The sequence below is a fragment of the Pelomonas parva genome (assembly GCF_043555835.1).
Classification (GTDB): domain Bacteria; phylum Pseudomonadota; class Gammaproteobacteria; order Burkholderiales; family Burkholderiaceae_C; genus Pelomonas; species Pelomonas parva.
Genome location: NZ_JBIGHV010000011.1, coordinates 224,662 through 248,147 on the forward strand (window position 1 = coordinate 224,662; position 23,486 = coordinate 248,147).

Below are 23,486 nucleotides of genomic sequence, written 5' to 3' on the forward strand. Positions count from 1 at the left end.
TCACGTATGGACCTCCGCCAAGCCTATGTTGAAGCCCGCGCCGCCGGCGCCACGCGTCACCGCGACATCGCCCAGGCGATGGGCGTGACCGAGGGCATGCTGATCGACGCTCACGTCGGTGCCCCCAGCAGCGGTCTCCAGGCCCAGCGCCTGAAGCGCGACTTCCCGCGCCTGCTCGCCGAGCTGAGCCGTGCCGGCGAGCTGATGGCGCTGACGCGCAACCCGCACTGCGTGCACGAGCGCACCGGCGTCTACGAGCACGTCAGCGCCCAGGGCGAGCCCGGCCGGGAGATGGGCCTGGCGCTGGGCGACGAGATCGACCTGCGCCTGTTCTACAGCCAGTGGGCGCATGGCTATGCGGTGCGGGAAGGCGAGCAGCAGAGCCTGCAGTTCTTCGACGCCCACGGCGTGGCCGTGCACAAGGTCTTCACGCGGCCTGCCACGCAGCTGGCCGCCTGGCAGGCGCTGTGCGTCAGCTGGGCTGACCCGGACGCGCCCGCGCCGCAGTGGCGCACCGACACGGTCGCGCCTGCTGTCGATGCGGCGGATGTGGACGCCGCCGCCTTTCGCGCTGGCTGGGCTGCGTTGCGTGACACGCACGAATTCTTCGGCCTGCTGCGCAAGCACGGCGTGCGTCGCATGCAGGCCATGCAGCTGGCCGCGCCCGAGTTCGCGCAGCCGGTGGACCGGCACGCCGCGCGCGTCGTGCTGCAGGGCGCTTCGGCCAACGGCACGCCCATCATGGTGTTCGTCGGCAACCCGGGCGTCATCCAGATCCACGGCGGCCCCGTGCAGCGCATCGCCGTCATGGGCCCGTGGCTGAACGTGCTGGACCCGCGCTTCAACCTCCATCTGCGCGAAGACGCCATCGCCCAGGCCTGGGCCGTGCGCAAGCCCACTGCCGACGGCCTCGTCAGCTCGCTGGAGCTGTACGCACAGGACGGCGAGCTCATCGCGCAGTTCTTCGGCCAACGCAAGCCTGGTCAGCCGGAGCGCTGCGCCTGGCGGCAGTTGCTGGACGGCCTCGTGGACGATCCGGTGTGGAGCGAAGAAACCACCGGGTGCGCTGCATGAAGCGACGTTCTCTGCTGGGTGCGGCGCTGTTGCCCGCCTTCGCCCACGCCCAAGCGCAGCCCCGCATCGTCAGCGTCGGCGGCGCCGTCACCGAGACCGTCTTCGCGCTCGGTGCTCAGGGCCAGCTCGTGGGCGTCGACACGACCTCGCTGTTCCCCGTCGATGCGACCAGGCTGCCCCAGGTCGGCTACGCCCGCACGCTGTCAGCGGAAGGCGTGCTCGCCTTGAAGCCGCAGCTGCTGCTGGCCAGCGGCGAGGCCGGCCCGCCGCTGGTGCTGACGCAGCTGAAGGGCGCCGGCCTGCGCGTGGAGGTGATGGACGACCAGCACCGCTTCGACGGCGTGCTGGCGCGCACGCAGCGCATCGGCGAGCTGTGCGGCCGCGAGCGCGAGGCCGCGCAGCTCGGCGACCGCCTGCAGCAGGCCTGGGCCACGCGCCCCAAGCCGCCCGCCGGCAGCGCCCCGCGCGTGCTCTTCGTGCTGGCCCATGCCGCAGGCCAACTGCGTGTGGCGGGCGAGGGCACCGGCGCCCACGCGATGCTGACGCTGGCCGGCGCTCGCAACGCCTTTGCCGGCGTGCAGGGCTACAAGCCGCTGACCGCCGAGTCCGCGCTACAGGCCGCGCCGGACATCATCCTGTGCACCGACCAGGGCCTGGCGGCGCAAGGCGGCGCCGACGGCCTGCTGAAGGCGCCCGGCCTGGCGCTGACCCCCGCCGGCCGCGCGCGCCGCGTGGTGGGCATGGAGGCGCTGCTGCTGCTGGGCTTCGGCCCGCGCCTGCCGCAGGCCGTGGCCGAGCTGACGCGACAACTGCATGGACACGCTGCTTAAGGCCCCGCGCTGGCCCGCACTGCCCGGCTGGCCCATCGCGGTCGCGCTGCTGGCGGTGGCCGTCGTGCTGGCCGCCAACAGCGGGGCGATCGGCCTGGGGCTGGCCGACTGGCAGGCGCTGCTCAATGGCGAGCCGACGCAGGGTGCGATGGTGTTGGCGCAGCTGCGCCTGCCGCGCGTGGCCTTTGCCCTCGTCGTGGGCGCGGCGCTGGGCCTGGCCGGTGCGCTGTCGCAGGGCGTGTTCCGCAACCCGCTGGCCGAGCCGACGCTGCTGGGCATCCCCAGCGGCGCGATCTGCGCGGTGGCGCTGATGCTGACCGTGCTGTCCGCCTGGGCCGGTGGCCTGCCGGTGGCGTGGCGGCCGTTCGCGGTGCCGGCCACCGCGCTGGTGGGCGCCTGGGCCATGTGCGCGCTGCTGCAGGGCGTGGCGCGGCTGCTGGTGCCTGGCGCCGTGGCGGGTTTGCTGCTGGCGGGCCTGGCATTGAACGCGCTGGCGATGGCCGTCGTCGGCCTGTGCACCTACCTGGCGACGGACGAGCAACTGCGCAACCTGACCTTCTGGCAGCTCGGCTCGCTGGCGCTGGCGAGCTGGCCCATCGTCGCGGTGCTGGGTGTGGCGGTGGTGGGTGCGCTGGCCATGTCGCGCCGCTGGGGTCAGGCGCTCAACGCGCTGGCGCTGGGTGAAGCCGTGGCGGCGCAGGTCGGCGTGCCGGTCGTGCGCATGCGGCGCGTGCTGGTGCTGGCGCTGGCGCTGCTGTGCGGCCTGGCCGTGGCCTGGTGCGGGCTGATCGGCTTCGTGGGCCTGCTGGCGCCGCACGCGGCGCGCGGGCTGGTGGGTGCGGATGCGCGGCGCGTGCTGCCCGTGGCCGCGTGGTTCGGCGCGGTGTTGCTGCTGCTGGCCGACACGGCCGCGCGCACGCTGGTCGTGCCGGCCGAGCTGCCGGTGGGCAGCCTGACGGCGCTGTTCGGCGCGCCCGTGCTGTTCGTGCTGCTGAAGCGGGCGCAGCGTGAGATGGGAGGCGGCTGGTGAGCGCGCATCACATGCTGCTGCTGGACGACGCGACGCTCGCCCGCCACGGCCAGCGCTTTGGCGCCTTCGACCTGCGTGTGGACCCGGGCGAGCGCGTCGCGCTGCTGGGCCCCAGCGGCGCGGGCAAGTCGACGCTGCTGCGGCTGATGTCCGGCGACATTGCGCCTTCGACCGGCCGCGTGCTGCTCGATGGCCAGCCCATCGCCGCCATGGACCCGCTGCAGCGCGCCCGCCGCCGCGCCGTGCTGCCGCAGTCGCACCAGATCGCCTTCGGTCTGCCGGTTGAGCTGGTCGTCAGCATGGGCCGCTGGGCACGTGGCGACGAGGACCGCTGGACACCCCAGGCGCTGGCCTGGGCCAGCGCCGGCCATCTGCTGGGCCGGCGCTACGACCAGCTCTCCGGCGGCGAGCAGGCGCGTGTGCAGCTGGCCCGCGTGCTGGTGCAACTCGCAGACGTGGAGCGCGGCCTGCTGCTGGTGGACGAACCCCTGGCGTCGCTGGACCCGGGCCTGCAGCTGGAGCTGCTGGACACGCTGACGCGCTTCTGCCGCGCGCGCGGCCATGCGCTGGTGGCGGTGCTGCATGACATCCAGCAGGCGCTCAACGGCTTCGAACGGCTGTTGCTGGTGCGGCGTGGCCAACTGCTGGCCGATGTGTCCGCCGACGCAGCGGCGCTGCCGGCGCTGGAAACGCTGTTCGGCCTGCGCCTGCAGGCGCTGCAGGCGACCGATGGTGGCTGGGCCTTGTCGGCACGCCGGCTGGAGAGGGCTGCGTGAGCGCCGCGCCGAGCCGTCCCAAGCAAGCTCGCTCCCGCCTGGCGGGAGTGAGCCCGGACTTGGGATGCCCTGAGGGCATCTCAAGCCTGGCGAACGCCTGGCCGATCCGTCGGACAGGCAAGGCCGCAGGCCGAAGGGTGCACCGGTGAGAACCGCGCCACTGCTGGCTGTGGCGGCGCTGCATGGCGCCGTGTTGCTGGCGATGTGGCCCGGCCCGCAACGCGCCATGGCGTCGGCCGCGCGACGCGAGGTGGCGGTGCGCCTCCTGCCCGTCATCGCATCACCCGCCATGCCCGCGCCGCGTGTGGCGCCGCCGGTGTTGACCCTGCCGGCCCTGGCGCCCATCGCCCCGCCCAACTTCGACGTGCAGGCCGATGCCCGCCCCGTGCCAAACGCCATCGCTGCTGCGCCGGCTGCTGCGCCGCTGCAGGTGGCCTACGTTGCGCCGCCCGCGCCGCGCGACGAGCCCCTTGCCGCCGAGCCCACGCTGCAGTCCGCCCGCCGCGCCGCCTGCCCGCCCGCGCCTCACCCGCCCGCACTGCGCGAGCGCGGCGTCGAGGGCGTCGTGCGCCTGCGCGTCTGGGTGGACGAGCTGGGCCGCGCGGGTCAGGTCTTGCTGGCGGCCAGCAGCGGCTGGCGCCTGTTCGACGACGCGGCCGTGGCGCAGGCCCGCCGCTGCCCCTTCCAACCCGCGCTGCGGGGCGCTGAGCCCGTCGGCAGCTGGGTGGAGTTCCCTGTCCGCTTTGCCCTGGAGACCTCATCAAATGGCTGAAGCCTGTTGCGCTGCGCATGCCGCCTTGCCACCCCTGAATGGCTCGCGCCGCCGCCGTCTGTGGGAGCTGGGCAGCCATGCGCACTGCCCCGTCGTGGGCGTCTGCGTGCCGCTGGAGCGCGTGCGTGTGCTGGCGAAGAAGCTGCTGGTGCTGCAGGGCGACGAGGACGACTACACGCTGCACTGCAGCCTTGTCACGGCTGCCGCGCGCCGCAACGCGGTGGCCGAGGCGTTGCAGAAGGACCTGGAGCAGCGCTTCTCGCTGGACGTGCGCCACGCCGCCCAGGCCAAGTGCCGCGAGAGCCTGATGACCTGGTGGCGCAACCGTGCGGCGCAGGGCGAGATTGCCGGCGCGCTGTGGGCGACTCTGACGCATGCGCGTTGTGACGAATGGCTGGAGATGCGCGTGCTGGGCCAGGTGCACATGCTGCAACACCAGGTGGGCTCCGCGCAGCGCGCGGACTTGGCGGCCCACCGCGAGCTGTCCGCCGAGCACCAGGCCCTGGCGCGTGACTACGCCGAGGTGCAGCAGCGCATGACGGCCTGGAGCCAGGACCGTGCCCGCGAGCAGCAGGCCTGGGAGCAGGAGCGCATGCAACTGCGCGCGGCGCAGATCAGCCTGCAGACGCAGCTGGCGCAGGCGCTGGAGCAGCTTCAGCACTGGCAGGCGGCGAGGCCGGACCTGCCCGAGCGCGAGGCGCTGCGTGAGCGCCTGGCCGAGCAGACCGAGCGCAACCATGCGCTGCAGCGTGACCTGAACCGCCTGAGCGCACGCGGTCCGGTGGTGGCCGAGGCCACGGAGCCTGCGCCCGTGATTGCGGAGGCCGCACCCGAGCCGGTCAGCCTGGAGCACCGCGTCATCCTCTGCGTGGGCGGGCGTGGCGGCAGCGTGCCGCAGTACCGCCAGGCGGTGGAGGGTTGCGGCGCGCAGTTCCTGCACCATGACGGCGGCAGCGAGCACAAGCCGGCGCAGCTGGAGCCGCAGCTCGCCGCCGCCGACCTCGTCATCTGCCAGACCGGCTGCATCAGCCACGACGCCTACTGGCGCGTGAAGGACCACTGCAAGCGCCACGGCAAGCGCTGCGTGTTCGTCGAGACGCCCAGCCGCAGCGCCTTCGAGCGGGCGCTGGCGCAGGCGGCGACGGAACCGGCGTAGAGGCTGCCTCGCCTGGCGTCAGCTATTCGGGTCGAGCGCCGGGCCGCCCCAAGCCGGCCCGCCAGTGGCTGATTGCGGCTCGACGCCGCGATCGGCCGCGTCCCCCAGGGGGCTGAGGTCGGACACATGGCGCCCAGTGGGCGGCATGTGCCTACCGAAGAGCTGCGACACTGCCGCAGCGCGGTCTGCAAGACCGACCAGGCTCGCCGCGTGCAGCGGGCGAGACTGGGCGAGGGGCAGACAGGTCCTAGAGCTTGTAGTTCAGCGACACGCCGTAGTTGCGCGGGGGGATGTAGATCGCGCCGTAGGCAATGCCGCCGATGGCCTTCTTGTCGAACAGGTTGCTGACGTTCAGGCGCAGCGTGGCCTTGTCGCTCAGGTCATAGGCCGCGAATGCCTGGGCCGTGGCGTAGGCGGGCTGCCTGACGCTGCCGACCTTGTAGACCTCGGACTGCCAGCGCGCAGCCAGGCCCAGGTGCAAGGCGTCCAGACCGGGCACGCGGCCGTCGACGCGGAAGTTCAGCGTGTTGCGCGGCACCCATTCGTAGATGTCCTTGCCGTCGGGGCCGGTCAGCAGCAGGCGGGTGTAGCCCACGGTGAGCTTCGCGCCCTGGCCCAGGCGGCCGCTGGCCTCCACCTCCAGGCCCTTGGATTTCACGTCCATGGGCACGTACCAGTACTGGCCGCTGTTGGTCATGCCGCCGTAAGTCGCCAGGCCTTGCTGCTTGGCGGTGAAGAGGGCGAACGTGGTCAGCAGCGACTTGTTCAGCCACTCGGCCTTCAAGCCCACCTCGGTGTTGATGCCCTTCACCGGCGCCAGCAGGTAGCCGGCGGCGTCGCCTTGCTCCTGCGGCTGGAAGATGTCGGAGTACGACACATAGCCGAGCAGGTCCGGCGTGATGTCGTAGGTCATGCCCAGGTAGGGGCTGAGCTTCTCGGTCTTGGGGTCCAGCAACTGGCCGCCGCTGCCGTAGCGCGACTGGCCGCCGCGCACATGGCGCATCGCGTTCACGCCGGCAATGGCCTTCAGCGAATCGGTCAGCTCGAAGCGCGACGCGACGTACAGGCGGGTCAGCGTCTGCTCGCCGCTGACGCAGGCGGTGCGCGTGCCCCAGGCGGGCTCGGGGATCGCGTCGCCGCCATAGGGCAGGGCGGGCAGGGCCGGCATCGCAGGCGTGGCGCTGCAGTCGCCGTTGGCCACGTAGGTGTCGGTCGCCACCTCCTCGCTGGAGCGGTTCATGCCCAGCAGCAGCTGGTGCTTGCGGCCGAATGCGGAGAACTGGCCGCTGAGGTTGACGTCCAGCACCTGGTGGTCCGTGTCGGTCTCGCTGCGGTAGGGCCAGCCCACCAGGCCGGTGTTGTCAGGCTGCAGCGCGCCGAAGGCGTAGAACAGCTTGGTGGACTCCTTGCCGTGACGCTGGTTGTAGGTGGCCTTGGCCTCCCAGTCGGCGGACAGGCGGTGCGCGTACTCGACGAAGCCGCTGAAGGACTTGGTGTTCCAGTAGGTCCAGTTCTGCGCGGTGGACGTGCCTGACGGCAGGTCGATCTGCGTGCCGTCCGCGCGCAGCAGCGTCAGCGAGCCCCACATGGGCGAGTCCTGCTGGCTGTCGATGGCGGTCAGGCCCATGGTCAGCACGCCGTTGTCGCCGATCTGGCCGTCGACCACGCCGTAGGCCGTGGTGCGCTGGTCCTTCAGGTCCCGCAGGTAGGAGTCCTTGTCCTCGCGGGCCACGATGAGCCGGCCGGCCCAGGCGCCGTCGCTGCTCAGCACCTTGTTGTAGTCCAGCGCGACGCGCTTCTTGTTCCAGGAGCCGAACGTCAGCTCAACCTCGCCGCCGTCCGTGTTGGTGGGGCGCTTGCGCACGTAGTTGATCGTGCCCGACGAGTTGCCCACGCCGGTCAGCAGCCCGTTGGCGCCGCGGATCAGCTCGATCTTCTCGAACAGGAAGGTGTCCTCGCGGCCCACCACCGTGCCCCAGGAATTGGTCATGCCCAGGCCGTCGAGCTGCGTCAGCTGGATCTCGAAGCCGCGCGCGTTGAAGGTCGCGCGGTTGGTCTCGTACTGCTCGACGTTGATGCCGGTGGCCAGTCCCAGCGCCTCGTTGCTGCCGTTCAGGCCGAAGTTGGCGATGTCATCCTTGTCCAGCGTGCTGATGGTCTGCGGCGTGTCCTTCAGCGCCAGCGCCAGGCCAGTGGCGCCCTTGGAGGTGCGGTTGGCGCGCTTGCCGGTCACGACGACGGATTCGATGCGCTCGGTCGGCGCGGCGGCCTGGCCTTGGGCATGGGACTGGGCGGCCAGCGTGGCGGCGGCGAGGGCGCAGGTGCGCAGCAGGAACTTGTTTTTCATGGGCAAAAGGCAGTGGGGCGGCGCGCCACCCTTTGGCGAGGGACGGTGGCCGGGCCCGCGTGGGGGAGAGGTGTCACTATAAATGCAAATGCGAATCGGTCGCATCCGTATTCGCGTAAACTGTCGTGCCCTGCCGCTCGGCGCAGCGGGCCGATCTCAAGGAGTTCCGATGTCCACCCCATTTCGCCGCGTCTGGGCCTGGCCCCTGGCGCTGGCCCTCCTCAGCGCCTCCGGGCTGTTCAGTGCCCTGGTGTCCGACACCTGGGGGGATGCCTGGTCCTGGCTGGCGCTGGGCCTGCCGGTGCTGGTGATGACGCGTTGCAGCCTGCGGCGGAGTCAGGCATGAACAACACCCGTTCCCTGCGCGTCTGGATGTGGCTGCACAAATGGAGCAGCCTGGTCTGCACGCTGTTCATGCTGCTGCTGTGCCTGACCGGCCTGCCGCTGATCTTTTCGCACGAGATTGCCCACCTGACCGGCAAGGCGGTGGAGTTGCCGCCATCGCAGGTCGGGCAGGCCGCGCCGGCCGGGCTGGCGACGCTGGACAGCGTCGTGGCCGCCGCGCGGGCCCGCTACCCCGAACGGGTGGTGCAGTACGCCTCGCCCGACGACGAGGACCCGCGTCTCTGGTACGTGACGCTGACGCCCACGCCGGCGCCCACCGACGACTACCGCTCCATCGCGGTGGACGGCCGCGACGCGCGGGTGCTGGCCGAGCCGCGCTTCGACCAGGGTTTCATGTACTGGATGCTGCGGCTGCATGTCGACCTCTTCGCGGGGCTGCCCGGCAAGCTCTTCCTGGGCCTCATGGGCCTGCTGCTGGTCATCGCCATCGTGTCGGGCGTGGTGATCTACGCCCCCTTCATGCGCAAGCTGGACTTCGGCACCGTGCGCCAGACACGCGGCCCGCGCACGCGCTGGCTGGACCTGCACAATCTGCTGGGCATCGTCACGCTGACCTGGGCGCTGGTGGTGGGCGCCACAGGCGTCATCAACACCTGGGCCGACCTGCTGATCAAGTACTGGCAGCACGATCAGCTCAGCGGCCTGCTCGCGCCCTACCAGGGTCAGCCGCTGGTGCCCGAGGCCGAGCGCGCCCCGCTGCAGCGCAGCCTGGACGCCGCGCAAGCCCATCTGCCCGGCCAGAAGCTGCTGTTCATCGCCTTTCCCGGCACGGCCTTCTCCAGCCCCCACCACATCAGCTTCTTCATGCAGGGCGACACGCCACTGACGTCCAAGCTGCTGCGCCCGGTGCTGGTGGATGCCCGCACGGCGCAGGTGACCGTGGCGCCCGAGCTGCCCTGGTATCTGCAGGCGCTGCTGCTGTCGCAGCCGCTGCACTTCGGCGACTACGGCGGCATGCCGATGAAGATCCTCTGGACGCTGCTGGACCTGGCCACCATCCTCGTGCTGGGCAGCGGGCTCTACCTGTGGGTGAAGAAGCGGCGGCAGGTCGTGGCGGCGGTGCGCTCGCCAGTGGCCGTTAGGCCCGGCACGGCCGGCGCCGCCACCCGCACCGGCCGAAGCGCGGCTTGACGACTGAGAGGGGCCTCTGCGGGGAAGCCCGTCCCGACAGAGGCCGCCGCAGAGGGCAAACTGCAAGCGTTTGCAGTTTTGCGGAGATCGGTCAATGCCCCCCCCCGTCGCCTCGCCTCATCAACTCGCGCGCCGCGCGATCGCCCTCGTCCTCGCCGGCGGCCGCGGTTCACGCCTGAAGCAGCTCACCGATTCGCGCGCCAAGCCGGCCGTCTACTTCGGCGGCAAGTTCCGCATCATCGACTTCGCGCTGAGCAACTGCGTCAACAGCGGCATCCGCCGCATCGGCGTCGTCACGCAGTACAAGAGCCATTCGCTGCTGCGCCACATCCAGCGCGGCTGGAGCTTCCTGCGCGCCGAGCTGAACGAGACCGTCGATCTCATGCCCGCCCAGCAGCGCGTCGACGAGGACAGCTGGTACCGCGGCACCGCCGACGCCGTGTTCCAGAACCTGGACATCATCCAGAGCACCGAGGCCGACTACATCGTCGTGCTGGCCGGCGACCACATCTACAAGATGGACTACTCCAGCATGCTGGCCGACCACGTCGCCACGGGCGCGGGCTGCACGGTCGGCTGCATCGAGGTGCCCAAGGCCGAGGCCAGCGCCTTCGGGGTCATGGCCGTGGACGGCGAGCGCCGCATCACGTCCTTCCTCGAAAAGCCTGCCGACCCGCCCACCGTGCCCGGCAGCGACAGCGTCTGCCTGGCCAGCATGGGCATCTACATCTTCAACGCCGACTACCTCTACCGCCTGCTCGCCGAGGACCTGGCCGACACCAGCTCCAGCCACGACTTCGGCAAGGACGTGATCCCGAAGATCGTTGCCGAAGACCGCGCCGTGGCGCACCCGTTCGGCATGAGCTGCATCATGAATCCCAACGGCGCCACGCCCTACTGGCGCGACGTCGGCACGCTGGACGCGTTCTGGGCCGCCAACCTCGACCTGGCCTCCATCAGCCCCGAGCTGGACATCTACGACACCGACTGGCCCATCTGGACCTACCAGCGCCAGCTGCCGCCGGCCAAGTTCATTCCCGACCACAACGGCATGCATGGCATGACCGTCAACGCCATCGTCAGCGCCGGCTGCATCGTCTCGGGCTCGCACGTCGTGTCGTCGGTGCTGTTCAACAACGTGCGCATCCGCTCCTTCTGCAACGTGCACCAGAGCGTGCTGCTGCCCGGTGTCAGCCTGGGCCGCCATTGCCGGCTCTACAAGACCATCGTCGACCGCGCCTGCGAGATCCCTGACGGCCTGGTCGTGGGTGAAGACGCGGCACTGGACGCGGCCCGCTTCGAGCGCACCGAGAACGGCGTCGTGCTGATCACCAAGCAGATGCTCGCGCGCTTGTGAGTCGAGTTCTCCAGGTCAGCGCGGAGCTGTTCCCGCTGCTGAAGACCGGTGGCCTGGCCGATGTGGCCGGCGCGCTGCCCGCTGCGCTCGCCGCTGCGGGCGCCGAGCCGCGGCTGCTGGTGCCCGGCTTCCCGGCCATCTGCGACGCGTTGACGCAGGAATGCGCCGTCGCCCCCGTCGCGCTGCCGTGGAGCGAGGGCAGGGCGGCCCTGCTGCGCGGCCGCCTGCCCGGCTTCGACGTGCCGGTCTACGTGCTCGATGCCCCCGGCCTGTTCGACCGCCCTGGCAACCCTTACGCCGACGAGGCCGGCGTGGCCTATGCCGACAACCACCGCCGCTTCGCGCTGCTGGGCCTGGCCGCCGCGCGTCTGGCCGAAGGCGTGGACCCGTCCTGGCGGCCGGAGATCGTGCATGCCCACGACTGGCATGCCGGCCTGGCCTGCGCCCACATCGCCGCCAGCCGCTCGCGCCGCCGCACCGACGCACGCACCGTCTTCACCGTGCACAACCTGGCCTACCAGGGCCTGTTCCCCGCCGACAAGTTCAACGAACTGGGTCTGCCGCCCACGCACTACGCTGTAGACGGCCTGGAGTTCTACGGTCAGGTCAGCTTCATGAAGGCTGGCCTGTACTTCGCCGACGCGATCACGACCGTCAGCCCCAGCTACGCCCGCGAGATCCAGACGCCCGAGCAGGGCTGCGGCCTGGACGGCCTGCTGCGCCATCGTGCGGGCGTGCTGCATGGCATCCTGAACGGCGTCGATTACGACGTCTGGTCGCCCGTGGCGGATGCCGCCATCGCAGCCACCTACAGCGCCGATGACGCGACCGGCAAGGTGGCTTGCAAAGCCGAGCTGCAACGCGAATGCGGCCTGGCCGTCAAAGCCGATGCGCCCCTCTTCGGCATCGTCAGCCGCCTGACCGAACAGAAGGGCCTGCCGCTGGTGCTGGAGGCCTTGAACGACCTACTCGACGCCGGCGGCCAACTCGTCATCCTCGGCAGCGGCGACGCCCGACTCGACGCCGCCTTCGGCGACGCCGCCGCGAGGCACCCCAGCCAGATCGCCCGCCGCACCGGCATGGACGAAGGCCTGGCCCACCGCATCTACGCGGGCAGCGACGTTGTGCTCGTGCCCAGCCGCTTCGAGCCCTGCGGCCTGACGCAGCTCTATGGGTTGAGCTACGGCGCGCTGCCGCTGGTGCACCGCGTCGGCGGGCTGGGCGACACGGTGGTCGACACGACGCTGGAAGACCTCGCCGCCGGCACCGCCACCGGGTTCGTCTTCAACGCCTTCACGGCAGACGCGTACCGCCGCGCGCTGCGGCGTGCGTTTGCGTTGTGGAGTCGGCAGGAGTACTGGGCGCGGGTGCGCCGCAGTGCGCAACAGCGTCGCTTCGACTGGCATGTTGCGGCATGTCAGTACCTCTACATCTATGACGGGCTGCTTGTTCGATAGGTGCCCCTGAAGTAAGGGGGCGGCGGCGGCGGGTGTCCGAAGCGCCTCGATGAGAATAGCGATTCGGGGAGAGAGAAGATGAAAAGTAGGTTGTGTGGATTGGCCGCAGGCGTTGTGTTGACCGCGTGCGGTGGCGGCGGTGGCGGTGGCGCTGATGGGGCAGGAAATTCAGCGTCCATTTCGCTTGCGAGCGCTGTGAAAGTCAGCAATGTGCAGCCGCAGCGCCTTGAAATTCAGGGCGTTGAGGCTGATAAGCCTTCCGACGGCGCCGTGCTCAGCGCGGACGTGACTGGCGATCTTTCCCGTCTGGCCGGCCAAACGGTCTATGTGCTGGTGGAGGATGGGACCCAGACGTTCGAAGTGGTCAGTACCGAAATTCGCGCCAATGGCATCGGTAACCAGATCACGTTGCGAGCGAAATCCACGCTGGGTCGCAGCGGCACGATTGAAGGCATTTTGAACGTCCATGTTTGTCTGGACCTGGCTTGCAAGAGTCCACTGGGCAATTCGCCCGTGTCGGTTCCCTACAAGCTGACGCTAGCTCCGGCGATCAAGATCGTTGAAGCCTCCCCCATCCAGGTTGAAGTGCCTTTCGGGACGATTGGCTATCAAGACGCCTTCGTGGCGTATGCAGTTCGCCGCCCGGTCACGCTTCGGGTGCCCCCGGACTTTGTTGGCGGTATTCCGAACTACGGGACCGAATGGACCGCTTCGACAGGGCGGGCGCCTGCCGTATTGGCCACGCTTAGTCATGGAGCTCTCCCAGCCGGCGAGTCTGTTCCGGCGGAGATGATGTTCGGTCTGGCGCCGGTAGGAACCTATTCTTCAAAGCTGAAGCTTTCCTCTTGGTCCGGCAATCGCTCGGCTGAGAGCGTGGTGACGGTGAACTACGTCGTCAAAGAGTCGGGGCAGCGGATGCTCTACGTGCCATCGACGATCTCAGCGCAAACTGGTTCGACCGGCAGGGGTACTGACGCCAGTGCCGTGACCGTGGTCGCTGCGGATGGCGCTCAATACACCCGAGTCGGCCGGATCGTGTACTCCGCCAACTCGCGTTCGGTGAAATGGCTGTACCTCACGAGTGTGTCAGGCGGCGCGGCTGCCCTTAACACGACTCGTTTCTTCAGCTCCGTTAGCAACTGCGGAGGCGAGTTCTTGCTTGTCAACTGCCTGCCTGCAGGGAACTACACGGCGATGGTCTATCTCGCGACGGAAGCGGGCGACGAGGCGCCCGTGCCGTTGCCTGTCTCGATGCAGGTCCTCAACTTCTGAGCCGAAGGGACCAGTCAGACTGCCAGCGCGACGACGCCTGCGCCGATCAACGCCGCCCCGGCCACCCGCCAGCCTTTCTCCTTCTCGCCCAGCAACTGCCCACCCAGCAACGCCGCGAACAGCATCGACACCTCGCGCGCCGGTGCGACGCGGGACAGCGGCGCTTCCTTCACCGCCAGCAGCACCAGCACATAGGCCGCTGGCCCCAGCACGGCGACGGCCAGGATGCCGCGCCACGAGCTGCGCACTTCCGGCCAGAAGCTGTGCGTCTGCCGCAGCGTCACCGGCAACTGCATGACCACGCGCAGCACGTTGCCGAAGTAGTCCAGCAGCAGTGGCGACATGGCCAGCATCTTGACCGCATAACCGTCCAGTACCGTGTAGCCGGCGATCAGCGCGCCGGTGGCCGCGCCCCAGTAGATGCCGTGCAGCCGGCGTCGCGCCGCGACCGGGTCATGCGGCAGGCCACGGCCGATGAGGCGCGGCCCCATCGTAATCAGCAGGATGCCGCTGACGACGCCCGCCAGGCCCAGCGCGCCGTACAGGCCCAGGCGCTCGTCCAGCAGCAGCACGGCCGCCAGGGCCGTCAGCAGCGGCCCGCTGCCGCGCGCCACGGGGTAGACGACGGTCAGGTCGCTGTTGCGGTAGCCCGCGACCAGGCAGTTGAAATAGAGCAGGTGCACGACGGCGCTGGCCGCGAGGAAGCTCCAGTGCAGCAGCGTCCAGCCGGGCACCTCGGCCACACCAATCCACAGCACGGCCGGCAGCCACACCACGACGACGCCGATGGCGCAGGTGAGCACGAAGTGCGGCCCGCCGCCCCACTTCTTGGCGGCGAGGTTCCAGACGGCGTGGAGGAGGGCGGCGGTGAGAACGAGGGCGAGGACGTGGGCCGGCATCAATACATCAGCCGATCCGGCCGGATGTCGCGCAGGATGGTCGTCGCGATCTCCTCGATGGACTTGTGCGTGGACGACAGCCAGGAGATGCCGTCGCGCTTCATCATGGCCTCGGCCTCGTTGACCTCGTAGCGGCAGTTCAGCACGTCGGCGTACTTGCTGCCGGGCCGGCGCTCGTTGCGGATGGAGGACAGGCGCTCGGGGTCGATGGTCAGGCCGAAGCACTTGCGCCGGTGCGGCACCAAGGAAGGCGGCAATTTCCGGCGCTCGAAGTCCTCGGGGATCAGCGGGTAGTTGGCGGCCTTGATGCCGTGCTGCATCGCCAGGTACAGCGACGTCGGCGTCTTGCCCGAGCGCGACACGCCGACGAGGATGACGTCGGCCACGTCGAGGTTCTTGCTGCTCTGGCCGTCGTCATGCGCCAGCGAGAAGTTGATGGCCTCGATGCGGTCGTGGTACTCCTGGCTCTCGGTCACGTCCGAGAAACGGCCCACGCGGTGGTTGCTCTTGATGCCGAACTCTTCCTCCAGCGGCTCGATGAAGGTTCCGAACATGTCCATCACGCGGCCCTGGCAGTGCTCGCGGACGATCTTCAACACATCGCGGTCGACAAGGGTGGCGAAGACGATGGGCCGCCGCTCCTCGCGGACGGCCGCCTCGTTGATCTCGGCGACGACGGCATGCGCCTTCTCGGCCGAGTCGATGAAGGGCCTGCGCACATGGCGCGGCTTGATCGAGAACTGCGCCAGGATGGAGTTGCCAAAGGTTTCGGCGGTGATGCCGGTGCCGTCAGAGACGAAGTAGACGGTTCTGGCGGTCATGGCAGCGGCTCGGTAGTCAGGGCGCGGCCATGATAGCCAGCGGCCCGCGCTCGCCCGGCCTGCGAGCACCCTGAAGGCGGGGCGGTTACACGCAGGTACGCAGCGCCTAGAATCCGCCCCAATTCCTCGCGATCAGCCCCATGCGCGCCTCCTTCCTCCCAGAAGAATCCAGAAATGGACGGAGCCGCGCCTGCCTTGAGCCCTTAGGCTCGGCACCGGGCCTGGACGACGCGACGACACCGGTTTTTCAACCTCCCGGAGTTTCCCCATGTCCACCCTGTTCGAGGCGACCGCCCTGGTCGTACCGTTTGAGAACCTGAGGATGAGCGACGTCGAGTCTGTTGGCGGCAAGAACGCCAGCCTCGGCGAAATGATCTCGCAGCTGTCTGCGACCGGCGTTCGGGTGCCCGGTGGCTTTGCCACTACGGCGCACGCCTTCCGGCAGTTCCTCAAGCACGAGGGACTGGATGCGCGCATCGCGGCGCGTCTTGCCACGCTCAACACCGACGATGTCCGCGCGCTGGCCGAGGCCGGCGCCGAGATCCGCGGCTGGATCGAGAACCAGCCCTTCCCGGCCGACCTGGAAGCCGGCGTGCGCTCGTCCTTCGCGCAGCTCACCGCCGACAACCCTGGTGTGAGCTTCGCCGTGCGCTCGTCCGCCACGGCAGAAGACCTGCCCGACGCGTCCTTCGCCGGCCAGCAGGAAACCTTCCTGAACGTCGTCGGCATCGACGAGGTGCTGCACAAGATGCGCGAGGTGTTCGCCTCGCTCTACAACGACCGCGCCATCAGCTACCGCGTGCACAAGGGCTTCGCCCACAACGACGTGGCCTTGTCGGCCGGTGTGCAGCGCATGGTGCGCAGCGACCTCGGCTCGGCCGGCGTCATGTTCACCATCGACACCGAGAGCGGCTTCCAGGAAGTCGTCTTCATCACGTCCAGCTACGGCCTGGGCGAGACGGTGGTGCAGGGCGCCGTGAACCCGGACGAGTTCTACGTCCACAAGCCCGCGCTGAAGGCCGGCAAGCTGGCCATCATCCGCCGCAACCTGGGCTCCAAGCTGCTGCGCATGGAGTTCGCGTCGCCCGAGGAAAAGGCCGCCTCCGGCAAGCTGGTGAAGACGGTGGACACGGCCGTCGAGTCGCGCAACCGCTACTCGCTGAACGACGCCGAAGTCACCGAGCTGGCCAAGTACGCGCTGATCATCGAGCAGCACTACGGCCGCGCGATGGACATCGAGTGGGGCCGCGACGGCGTCGACGGCAAGATCTACATCCTTCAGGCCCGCCCCGAGACGGTGAAGAGCCAGACCGCCGGTCAGGTCGAGCTGGCCTACAAGCTCAAGGCCCACAGCGCCGTGCTGGCCGAAGGCCGCGCCATCGGCCAGAAGATCGGCACCGGCCCCGTGCGGCTGGTGGAGAGCGTGGCCGAGATGGACCGCGTGCAGCCGGGCGACGTGCTGGTCACCGACATGACCGACCCGAACTGGGAGCCGGTCATGAAGCGCGCCAGCGCCATCGTCACCAACCGTGGCGGGCGCACCTGCCATGCGGCGATCATTGCGCGTGAATTGGGCATCCCGGCCGTGGTCGGCTGCGGCGACGCGACCGACAAGCTCAAGGACGGCCAGCTCGTCACGGTGGCCTGCTCGGAAGGCGATACCGGCTACATCTACGACGGCCTGCTGGAGACCGAGGTCAGCGAGGTGCATCGCGGCGAGCTGCCGTATTGCCCGATCAAGATCATGATGAACGTGGGCAATCCGCAGCTGGCGTTCAACTTCGCGCAGATGCCCTCGGGCGGCGTGGGTCTGGCCCGGCTCGAGTTCATCATCAACAACAACATCGGCGTCCACCCCAAGGCCATCCTGGACTATCCGAACATCGACGCCGACCTGAAGAAGGCCGTCGAGTCCGTCGCCCGCGGCCACGCCTCGCCGCGCGCCTTCTACGTCGACAAGCTGGCCGAAGGCATCGCGACCATCGCCGCCGCCTTCTTCCCGCGCCCGGTCATCGTGCGGCTCTCGGACTTCAAGAGCAACGAGTACCGCAAGCTCATCGGCGGCAGCCGCTACGAGCCGGACGAAGAGAACCCGATGCTCGGCTTCCGCGGCGCCAGCCGCTACATCAGCGGCGAGTTCCAGGACGCGTTCGCGATGGAGTGCGAGGCGCTCAAGCGCGTGCGCAAGGACATGGGCCTGACCAACATCGAGATCATGGTGCCCTTCGTGCGCACGGTGAAGCAGGCCTCGCGCGTGGTCGAGATGCTGGCCGAGCGCGGGCTCAAGCGCGGCGTGGATGGGCTGCGCATCATCATGATGTGCGAGGTGCCCAGCAACGCCATCCTGGCCGAGCAGTTCCTGGAGCATTTCGACGGCATGAGCATCGGCTCCAACGATCTGACGCAGCTGACGCTGGGCCTGGACCGCGACTCGGGCCTGGAGCAGCTGGCGGGCGACTTCGACGAACGCGACCCGGCCGTCAAGGCCATGATCTCGCGCGCCATCCGTGCCTGCCGCGCCACCGGCAAGTACATCGGCATCTGCGGCCAGGGCCCGAGCGACCACCCTGACTTTGCCGACTGGCTGGCCGAGGAGGGCATCGTGTCGATCTCGCTGAACCCGGACACGGTCATCGAGACCTGGCAGCGCCTGGCCGCCAAGTAAGCAGCGCCACCTGCTGACCAGCCCGGGTTCTCCGCAAGGGGACCCGGGCTTTTTATTGCCGATGATCGCGGCCGTGTCTGCCCGCCCTCATCAACACCTGCACCGCCGCTACGTCATCTTCGCGCTGAGCTTCATCGCGCTCGTCGTGATCCTGGGCCTGGCCGAGCAGCGCGGCCTGCCCAAGGCCTGGATCGGCTACACCTTCCTCGGCGCGACGGTGCTCGTCTACGCCGTCATCGGCATCCTTTGCCGCACGGCCGACCCCGCCGAATATTTCGTCGCTGGCCGCCGCGTGCCGCCGCTGTACAACGGCATGGCCGCCGGCGCCGACTGGATGAGCGCCGCCACCTTCATCGGCCTGGCCGGCACGCTCTACGCCAGCGGCTACGCGGGCCTGGCCTATGTGCTGGGCTGGACGGGCGGCTTCTGCCTTGTCGCGCTATGTATCGCGCCCTATCTGCGACGCTTCGGCCAGTTCACGATCGGCGACTTCCTGGCCGAGCGCTTCGGCAGCCGCACGCTGCGCCTGGTCGGCGCGGGCGCCGGCATCCTGGTGTCCTTCGTCTACCTCGTCGCGCAGATCTACGGCGTGGGCCTCATCACGACGCGGCTGACGGGCCTGAGCTTCGAGGTCGGCGTCTTCGTCGGCCTGGGCGGCGTGCTGGTCTGCTCCTTCCTCGGCGGCATGCGTGCCGTCACGTGGACGCAGGTGGCCCAGTACCTCATCATGATCCTGGCCTACCTGGTGCCCGTCATCTGGCTCAGCGTGCAACAGACCGGCTGGCCGCTGCCGCAGCTGGTCTACGGCCAGCAGCTGCACCAGCTTGCCGAGCGCGAGCGCGAGCTGATCAATGACCCGGCCGAGCTGGAGGTGCGCGCCATCCATCAGCAACGCGCCGACGCGGCCACCTTGCGCCTGGCCGACGTGCCGACCGCGCTGGCGGAGGACCAGGCCAAGGCGGCCGCCCGTGTCGCCGCGCTGAAGGCCGAGAACGCGCCGCTCGCGCAGATCCAGGCTGCCGAGAAGCAGCGCGCCGCCATGCCGCGCACGCCCGCCGAAGCGGCGGAGCGCTGGCAGCGAGAACGCGCCACCGAGGCCCGGCTCGCCCAGCCGCTGGCCGGCCAGGTGCCGCACGGCCAGCCGTTCGCCGGCAACCCGGACGGCAGCCCCGCCGAGCAGGCGCAGGCCAGCGAAGCGCGCCGAAACTTCATCGCGCTGGTGTTCTGCCTGATGGTCGGCACGGCCGGCCTGCCGCACCTGCTGACGCGCTACTACACGACCACGACCGTCGCCACGGCACGGCAGTCCGTCGCCTGGTCGCTGGTCTTCATCTGCCTGCTCTACCTGACCGCGCCGGCCCTCGCCGTCATGGTCAAGACCGAGGTCTTCAACGGCCTCGTAGGCACGAGCTTCGACCAGTTGCCGGCCTGGATACGCCAGTGGCAGCGCGTCGACCCGACGCTGCTGTCGGCCGTGGACCTGAACGGCGACGGCCGCCTGCAGCTCGGCGAACTGCACCTCCACCCCGACCTCGTCATGCTGGTCATGCCGGAGCTGGGTGGGCTGCCCTACGTCATCTCTGGCATGGTCGCCGCTGGCGGGCTGGCCGCTGCGCTGTCCACGGCCGACGGGTTGCTGCTGGCCATCGCCAGCGCGCTGTCCCACGACTTCTACTACAAGGCCATCAACCCCGAGGCCTCGCGCACGCGACGCGTCACGCTGTCCAAGGCCTTGCTGCTGGCGGCGGCGCTGGCGGCGGCGGCGGTGGCGTCCAACCGGCCGGCCGACATCCTGGCCGTCGTCACGGCGGCGTTCTCCATCGCCGGCTCGACCTTCTTCCCGGCGCTGGTGGCCGGTGTGTTCTGGCGCCGCGCCAACCGCGCCGGCGCGCTGGCCGGCATGCTGACCGGGCTGGCGGTCTGCCTGGTCTATCTCGTCACCGCCCACCCGGCGCTGCGCGCCATGATCGGCCTGCCCGGGCCGGCCACGCTGGTCTGGGGCATCCACCCGGCCTCGGCAGGGTTCTTTGCGGTACCGGCCGGGGCGCTGGTGCTGGTTCTGATCAGCCTGCTGACCGCCGCGCCGGGGCCGCGAGAGCGCGAGTTCGTCGACACGCTGCGCAGTCCTCCGGCGCGCTGAACCCGCGCCATTTTGGATTTCCAGTCATTGCCGGCTAGAATCGCGGGTTCCCCCTTGCCGTAACCACGTGTCGACGCCGTGGTGCGGCTTCCTCAGCCAGGCGGTCATCCCGACAACGCCCGGCTGGAATCCACAAGGAGTACCCATGCGTCACTATGAAATCGTTCTGCTGATCCATCCGGATCAAAGCGAACAAGTTCCGGCCATGCTGGAGCGCTACAAGGGCCTGATCACCACCGGTGGTGGTGTCGTGCACCGGGTCGAAGACTGGGGCCGTCGTCAGCTGGCCTACCAGATCCAGAAGCTCGCCAAGGCTCACTACCTGTGCCTGAACATCGAAGTCAGCAAGGAAATCCTTGTCGAGCTCGAGACCGGCTTCCGCTTCAACGACGCCGTGCTGCGCCACCTCACCGTGGTCCAGGACAAGGCCATCACGACCCCCTCGGTCATGATGAAGGCCGTCGAGCGCGAAGAAGCCCGCAAGGCTCCGCAACAGCAAGAAGCGGCCTGAGCTGACGCTCATCGCTAAAGAACCAGGTTTTTCGAGCAGCGTGCCTGAAGCGTGAACCAGCTTCACCTGCAGGCGCAGATCCAGCAACTCGGACAAGTTCGCTACACACCCGCCGGGCTGATGGCCCTGGACGCAAGCCTCAAGGCCGAGTCCGAAGTCATCGAAGCCGGCAAGCCGCGCAAGGTCTCCCTGGAGATCAAGGCGGTTGCGGTGGGCGAGTTGGCCAAGCAGTTGCAGGCGCTGGGAGTCGGTGGTGTCGCGGTGTTCCGCGGTTTCCTGACCCACCAGCGCAACGGCCGGGGCTTCATCGCCCATGTCACCGTGATCGAACCCGCTGCTCCACAAGAACCCGGAAATCATTGAATCCGGATAGATTTAACAGAGGTCCTCTATGCCCCCGCCACGTGGTAAAGGTCGCTTCTCCAAAGACAAGAAGCCCAAGCGCAACCAACAATCGTTGCTGTTCCGTCGTAAGCGTTTCTGCCGCTTCACCGTCGCCGGTGTCGAAAAGATCGACTACAAGGACATCGACACGCTGCGCGATTTCGTGTCTGAGAACGGCAAGATCACGCCCGCTCGCCTGACCGGCACGCGCGCTTTCTTCCAGCGTCAGCTGACGGTGTCCATCAAGCGCGCGCGCTTCCTGGCCTTCCTGCCGTACAGCGACCAGCACAAGGTCTAAGGAGCTGACGACATGCAAGTGATCCTGCTCGAAAAAGTGTCCAACCTCGGCAACCTCGGCGACGTGGTCCGGGTCAAGGACGGCTACGCACGCAACTTCCTGATCCCGACCAAGCAGGCGCGCCGCGCCACCGAGGCCGCGATCAAGGAATTCGAAGTTCGCCGCGCGGAACTCGAAAAAGCCGCCGCTGCCAAGCTGGCCGAAGCCCAGAAGCTGGGTGAAGCCATCGCCGGCAAGACCGTCCGCATCGCCCAGAAGGCCGGTGTTGACGGCCGCCTGTTCGGTTCGGTGACCAACGCCGACATCGCCGACGCGCTGACGAAGGCCGGCACGGCCATCGCCAAGTCGCAGGTGCGCCTGCCGAACGGCCCGCTGAAGACCGTGGGCGAGTTCCCGGTCGGCGTCGCCGCTCACACGGACGTGGTCGTCGAGATCAATGTCCAGGTGGTTGCAGAAGCCGAGTAATCAGGCTTGTGCTGCGGCCTGAATTGGCCGCAACATTCAAGAAGGCCGAAGCCTCCCGAGGTTTCGGCCTTCTGTCTTTCAGGGCCAGGTTTTCCCGCCAGGTCCACCGTCCGCCCCCAGTTCGTCAACAGCTTTATCCACAGGCATGTCCGCGATCTTTCCCGCCTCCTCTTCCTCTGCACCGCATGACGACGAAGTTGCGCGGCTGCGCGTGCCGCCTCACTCTGTCGAGGCCGAGTACAGCGTGCTCGGTGGCCTGCTGATCGACAACTCCGCCTGGGACCGCGCCGGCGACCTGCTGACCGACAGCGACTTCTACCGCTTCGAGCACAAGCACATCTTTGCCGCCATCGGCAAGCTCATCAACGCGGGCAAGCCGGCGGACGTCGTCACCGTCTTCGACGAGCTGACCTCGGTCGGCCGCGCCGAGGAGTGCGGGGGTCTGTCCTACCTGAACTCCATCGCGCAGAGCGTGCCCAGCGCCGCCAATCTGCGCCGTTATGCCGAGATCGTTCGCGAGCGCGCCATCCTGCGCAAGCTGGTGGCCACCAGCGACGAGATCGCTACCGCCGCGATGAACCCGCAGGGCCGCGCGGTGACGCAGATCCTGGACGAGGCAGAGGGCAAGATCTTCAAGATCGGTGAGGAGGGTTCGCGCAACAAGCAGGGTTTCCAGAGCATGGACAACCTCGTGGTGGCGCTGATCGACCGCGTCAACGAGCTGGCCGAGGCCGGGCATCAGGACGTGACCGGCGTGCGCACCGGCTTCTACGACCTGGACAAGCAGACCGCCGGCCTGCAGCCCGGCGACCTCATCGTGCTGGCTGCTCGCCCGTCCATGGGCAAGACGGCATTCGCGGTCAACATCGCCGAGAACGTGGCCATCAACGAGGGCCTGCCCGTCGTCATCTACTCGATGGAAATGGGCGCGGCGCAGCTGGCGCTGCGGATGGTGGGCTCCATCGGCCGCATCGACCAGAGCCACCTGCGCACCGGCCAGCTGAAGGACGATGAATGGGGGCGGCTGTCCGAGGCCGTCGACAAGCTCGGCAAGGCCGCGATCTACATCGACGAAAGTCCCGGCCTGTCGCCCAGCGAGGTGCGGGCCCGCGCCCGCCGTCAGGCGCGCATCAGTGGCCAGTTGGGGCTGATCGTCATCGACTACCTGCAGCTGATGAGCGGCAGCGGTGGCGGCAGCGAGGAGAACCGCGCGACGGTGCTGGGCGAGATCTCGCGCGGCCTGAAGGCGCTGGCCAAGGAACTGCGTTGCCCCGTCATCGCGCTGTCGCAGTTGAACCGCTCGGTGGAGCAGCGGCCCGACAAGCGGCCGATGATGTCCGACCTGCGCGAGTCCGGCGCCATCGAGCAGGACGCGGACATCATCATGTTCATCTACCGGGACGAGTACTACACCAAGGATGAGTGCAAGGAGCCCGGGGTCGCCGAGATCATCATTGCGAAACAGCGTAATGGTCCGGTGGGGACGGTGAAGCTGATGTTCCAGCGCATGCACACCAAGTTCGAGAACCTCGCGCCCGGGTACGTCGGGGTGGAGCGCGACGAGTACTGAGTCGGCCCTGCAGAACCCCGCCAACCCGCATGAACACTGGGGATTCGGGGTGATCGCCGATGGTCAGAACTCCCAGGAAGATATTCAATCCATAGCAGTTGCTGGGAGTTTTTGGGAGGCGAGGCG

Annotated in this window: 21 protein-coding genes; 18 read left to right on the forward strand and 3 right to left on the reverse strand. The window is 68.8% G+C overall.

The window, feature by feature from the left end; genetic code table 11:
* Window positions 1-6: 6 nt before the first annotated feature.
* From ACG00Y_RS25395 to ACG00Y_RS25420, 6 genes are all read left to right on the forward strand, one after another.
* On the forward strand, window positions 7-1,074 hold the full coding sequence (locus tag ACG00Y_RS25395; RefSeq protein WP_394483817.1) for a hemin-degrading factor: 1,068 nt from the start codon (window positions 7-9) through the stop codon (window positions 1,072-1,074).
* On the forward strand, window positions 1,071-1,904 hold the full coding sequence (locus tag ACG00Y_RS25400; RefSeq protein ID WP_394483819.1) for a heme/hemin ABC transporter substrate-binding protein: 834 nt from the start codon (window positions 1,071-1,073) through the stop codon (window positions 1,902-1,904). Before ACG00Y_RS25395 ends, ACG00Y_RS25400 begins: the two co-directional genes overlap by 4 nt.
* Window positions 1,888-2,934 carry a FecCD family ABC transporter permease gene (locus ACG00Y_RS25405; RefSeq protein ID WP_394483821.1) on the forward strand — a complete coding sequence of 349 codons (1,047 nt, stop codon included), beginning with the start codon at window positions 1,888-1,890 and terminating at the stop codon, window positions 2,932-2,934. Before ACG00Y_RS25400 ends, ACG00Y_RS25405 begins: the two co-directional genes overlap by 17 nt.
* The gene (locus tag ACG00Y_RS25410; protein WP_394483823.1) at window positions 2,931-3,710 is read left to right on the forward strand and encodes an ABC transporter ATP-binding protein; all 780 of its coding nucleotides are present in this window, start codon (window positions 2,931-2,933) and stop codon (window positions 3,708-3,710) included. The genes ACG00Y_RS25405 and ACG00Y_RS25410 overlap by 4 nt, the downstream gene beginning before the upstream one ends.
* Window positions 3,711-3,855: 145 nt before the next feature.
* A complete protein-coding gene (locus ACG00Y_RS25415; RefSeq protein WP_394483825.1) occupies window positions 3,856-4,482 on the forward strand; it encodes an energy transducer TonB in 627 nt (208 codons plus the stop codon).
* 25 nt (window positions 4,483-4,507) lie between these two features.
* Window positions 4,508-5,638: a DUF2325 domain-containing protein gene (locus ACG00Y_RS25420; RefSeq protein WP_394483827.1), complete on the forward strand. Its 1,131-nt coding sequence runs from the start codon at window positions 4,508-4,510 to the stop codon at window positions 5,636-5,638.
* Window positions 5,639-5,885: 247 nt separating this feature from the next.
* On the opposite strand, the gene ACG00Y_RS25425 is transcribed toward ACG00Y_RS25420, so the two are convergent.
* The gene (locus tag ACG00Y_RS25425; protein ID WP_394483829.1) at window positions 5,886-7,985 is read right to left on the reverse strand and encodes a TonB-dependent siderophore receptor; all 2,100 of its coding nucleotides are present in this window, start codon (window positions 7,983-7,985) and stop codon (window positions 5,886-5,888) included.
* 169 nt (window positions 7,986-8,154) lie between these two features.
* Here ACG00Y_RS25425 and ACG00Y_RS25430 point away from each other — a divergent pair, with 169 nt between their 5' ends.
* The 5 genes from ACG00Y_RS25430 to ACG00Y_RS25450 all read left to right on the forward strand — a co-directional run bounded on the left by ACG00Y_RS25430 (window position 8,155) and on the right by ACG00Y_RS25450 (window position 13,607).
* Entirely contained in the window at window positions 8,155-8,331 is a 177-nt protein-coding gene (locus ACG00Y_RS25430; RefSeq protein WP_394483830.1) for a hypothetical protein, read from the forward strand.
* A complete protein-coding gene (locus ACG00Y_RS25435) occupies window positions 8,328-9,521 on the forward strand; it encodes a PepSY-associated TM helix domain-containing protein (protein WP_394483832.1) in 1,194 nt (397 codons plus the stop codon). Before ACG00Y_RS25430 ends, ACG00Y_RS25435 begins: the two co-directional genes overlap by 4 nt.
* A 94-nt stretch (window positions 9,522-9,615) precedes the next feature.
* Window positions 9,616-10,878, forward strand: coding sequence for a glucose-1-phosphate adenylyltransferase (gene glgC / locus ACG00Y_RS25440; protein WP_394483834.1), 1,263 nt, complete (start codon window positions 9,616-9,618; stop codon window positions 10,876-10,878).
* The gene (gene glgA / locus ACG00Y_RS25445) at window positions 10,875-12,335 is read left to right on the forward strand and encodes a glycogen synthase GlgA (RefSeq protein ID WP_394483835.1); all 1,461 of its coding nucleotides are present in this window, start codon (window positions 10,875-10,877) and stop codon (window positions 12,333-12,335) included. The genes glgC and glgA overlap by 4 nt, the downstream gene beginning before the upstream one ends.
* A gap of 195 nt (window positions 12,336-12,530) precedes the next feature.
* Window positions 12,531-13,607: a hypothetical protein gene (locus ACG00Y_RS25450; protein ID WP_394483837.1), complete on the forward strand. Its 1,077-nt coding sequence runs from the start codon at window positions 12,531-12,533 to the stop codon at window positions 13,605-13,607.
* A 14-nt stretch (window positions 13,608-13,621) separates the two neighbouring features.
* On the opposite strand, the gene ACG00Y_RS25455 is transcribed toward ACG00Y_RS25450, so the two are convergent.
* A complete protein-coding gene (locus ACG00Y_RS25455) occupies window positions 13,622-14,506 on the reverse strand; it encodes an EamA family transporter (RefSeq protein ID WP_394483839.1) in 885 nt (294 codons plus the stop codon).
* On the reverse strand, window positions 14,506-15,327 hold the full coding sequence (gene ppsR, locus ACG00Y_RS25460; protein WP_394483841.1) for a posphoenolpyruvate synthetase regulatory kinase/phosphorylase PpsR: 822 nt from the start codon (window positions 15,325-15,327) through the stop codon (window positions 14,506-14,508). The genes ACG00Y_RS25455 and ppsR overlap by 1 nt, the downstream gene beginning before the upstream one ends.
* Window positions 15,328-15,595: 268 nt before the next feature.
* Here ppsR and ppsA point away from each other — a divergent pair, with 268 nt between their 5' ends.
* From ppsA to dnaB, 7 genes are all read left to right on the forward strand, one after another.
* On the forward strand, window positions 15,596-17,992 hold the full coding sequence (gene ppsA, locus ACG00Y_RS25465) for a phosphoenolpyruvate synthase (RefSeq protein WP_394483843.1): 2,397 nt from the start codon (window positions 15,596-15,598) through the stop codon (window positions 17,990-17,992).
* A 73-nt stretch (window positions 17,993-18,065) separates the two neighbouring features.
* Window positions 18,066-20,132 (forward strand): sodium:solute symporter family protein, encoded by a 2,067-nt coding sequence (locus ACG00Y_RS25470; RefSeq protein WP_394483845.1) that lies wholly within the window; start codon window positions 18,066-18,068, stop codon window positions 20,130-20,132.
* 145 nt (window positions 20,133-20,277) lie between these two features.
* Window positions 20,278-20,643 carry a 30S ribosomal protein S6 gene (gene rpsF, locus ACG00Y_RS25475; RefSeq protein WP_394483865.1) on the forward strand — a complete coding sequence of 122 codons (366 nt, stop codon included), beginning with the start codon at window positions 20,278-20,280 and terminating at the stop codon, window positions 20,641-20,643.
* A gap of 51 nt (window positions 20,644-20,694) precedes the next feature.
* Window positions 20,695-21,006 carry a primosomal replication protein N gene (gene priB / locus ACG00Y_RS25480; protein WP_394483847.1) on the forward strand — a complete coding sequence of 104 codons (312 nt, stop codon included), beginning with the start codon at window positions 20,695-20,697 and terminating at the stop codon, window positions 21,004-21,006.
* A gap of 28 nt (window positions 21,007-21,034) precedes the next feature.
* On the forward strand, window positions 21,035-21,325 hold the full coding sequence (gene rpsR / locus ACG00Y_RS25485) for a 30S ribosomal protein S18 (RefSeq protein ID WP_348011635.1): 291 nt from the start codon (window positions 21,035-21,037) through the stop codon (window positions 21,323-21,325).
* Between the two features lie 12 nt (window positions 21,326-21,337).
* Window positions 21,338-21,790 carry a 50S ribosomal protein L9 gene (gene rplI, locus ACG00Y_RS25490; RefSeq protein ID WP_394483849.1) on the forward strand — a complete coding sequence of 151 codons (453 nt, stop codon included), beginning with the start codon at window positions 21,338-21,340 and terminating at the stop codon, window positions 21,788-21,790.
* Between the two features lie 145 nt (window positions 21,791-21,935).
* Window positions 21,936-23,360 (forward strand): replicative DNA helicase, encoded by a 1,425-nt coding sequence (dnaB, locus tag ACG00Y_RS25495; RefSeq protein ID WP_394483851.1) that lies wholly within the window; start codon window positions 21,936-21,938, stop codon window positions 23,358-23,360.
* Window positions 23,361-23,486 lie beyond the last annotated feature (126 nt).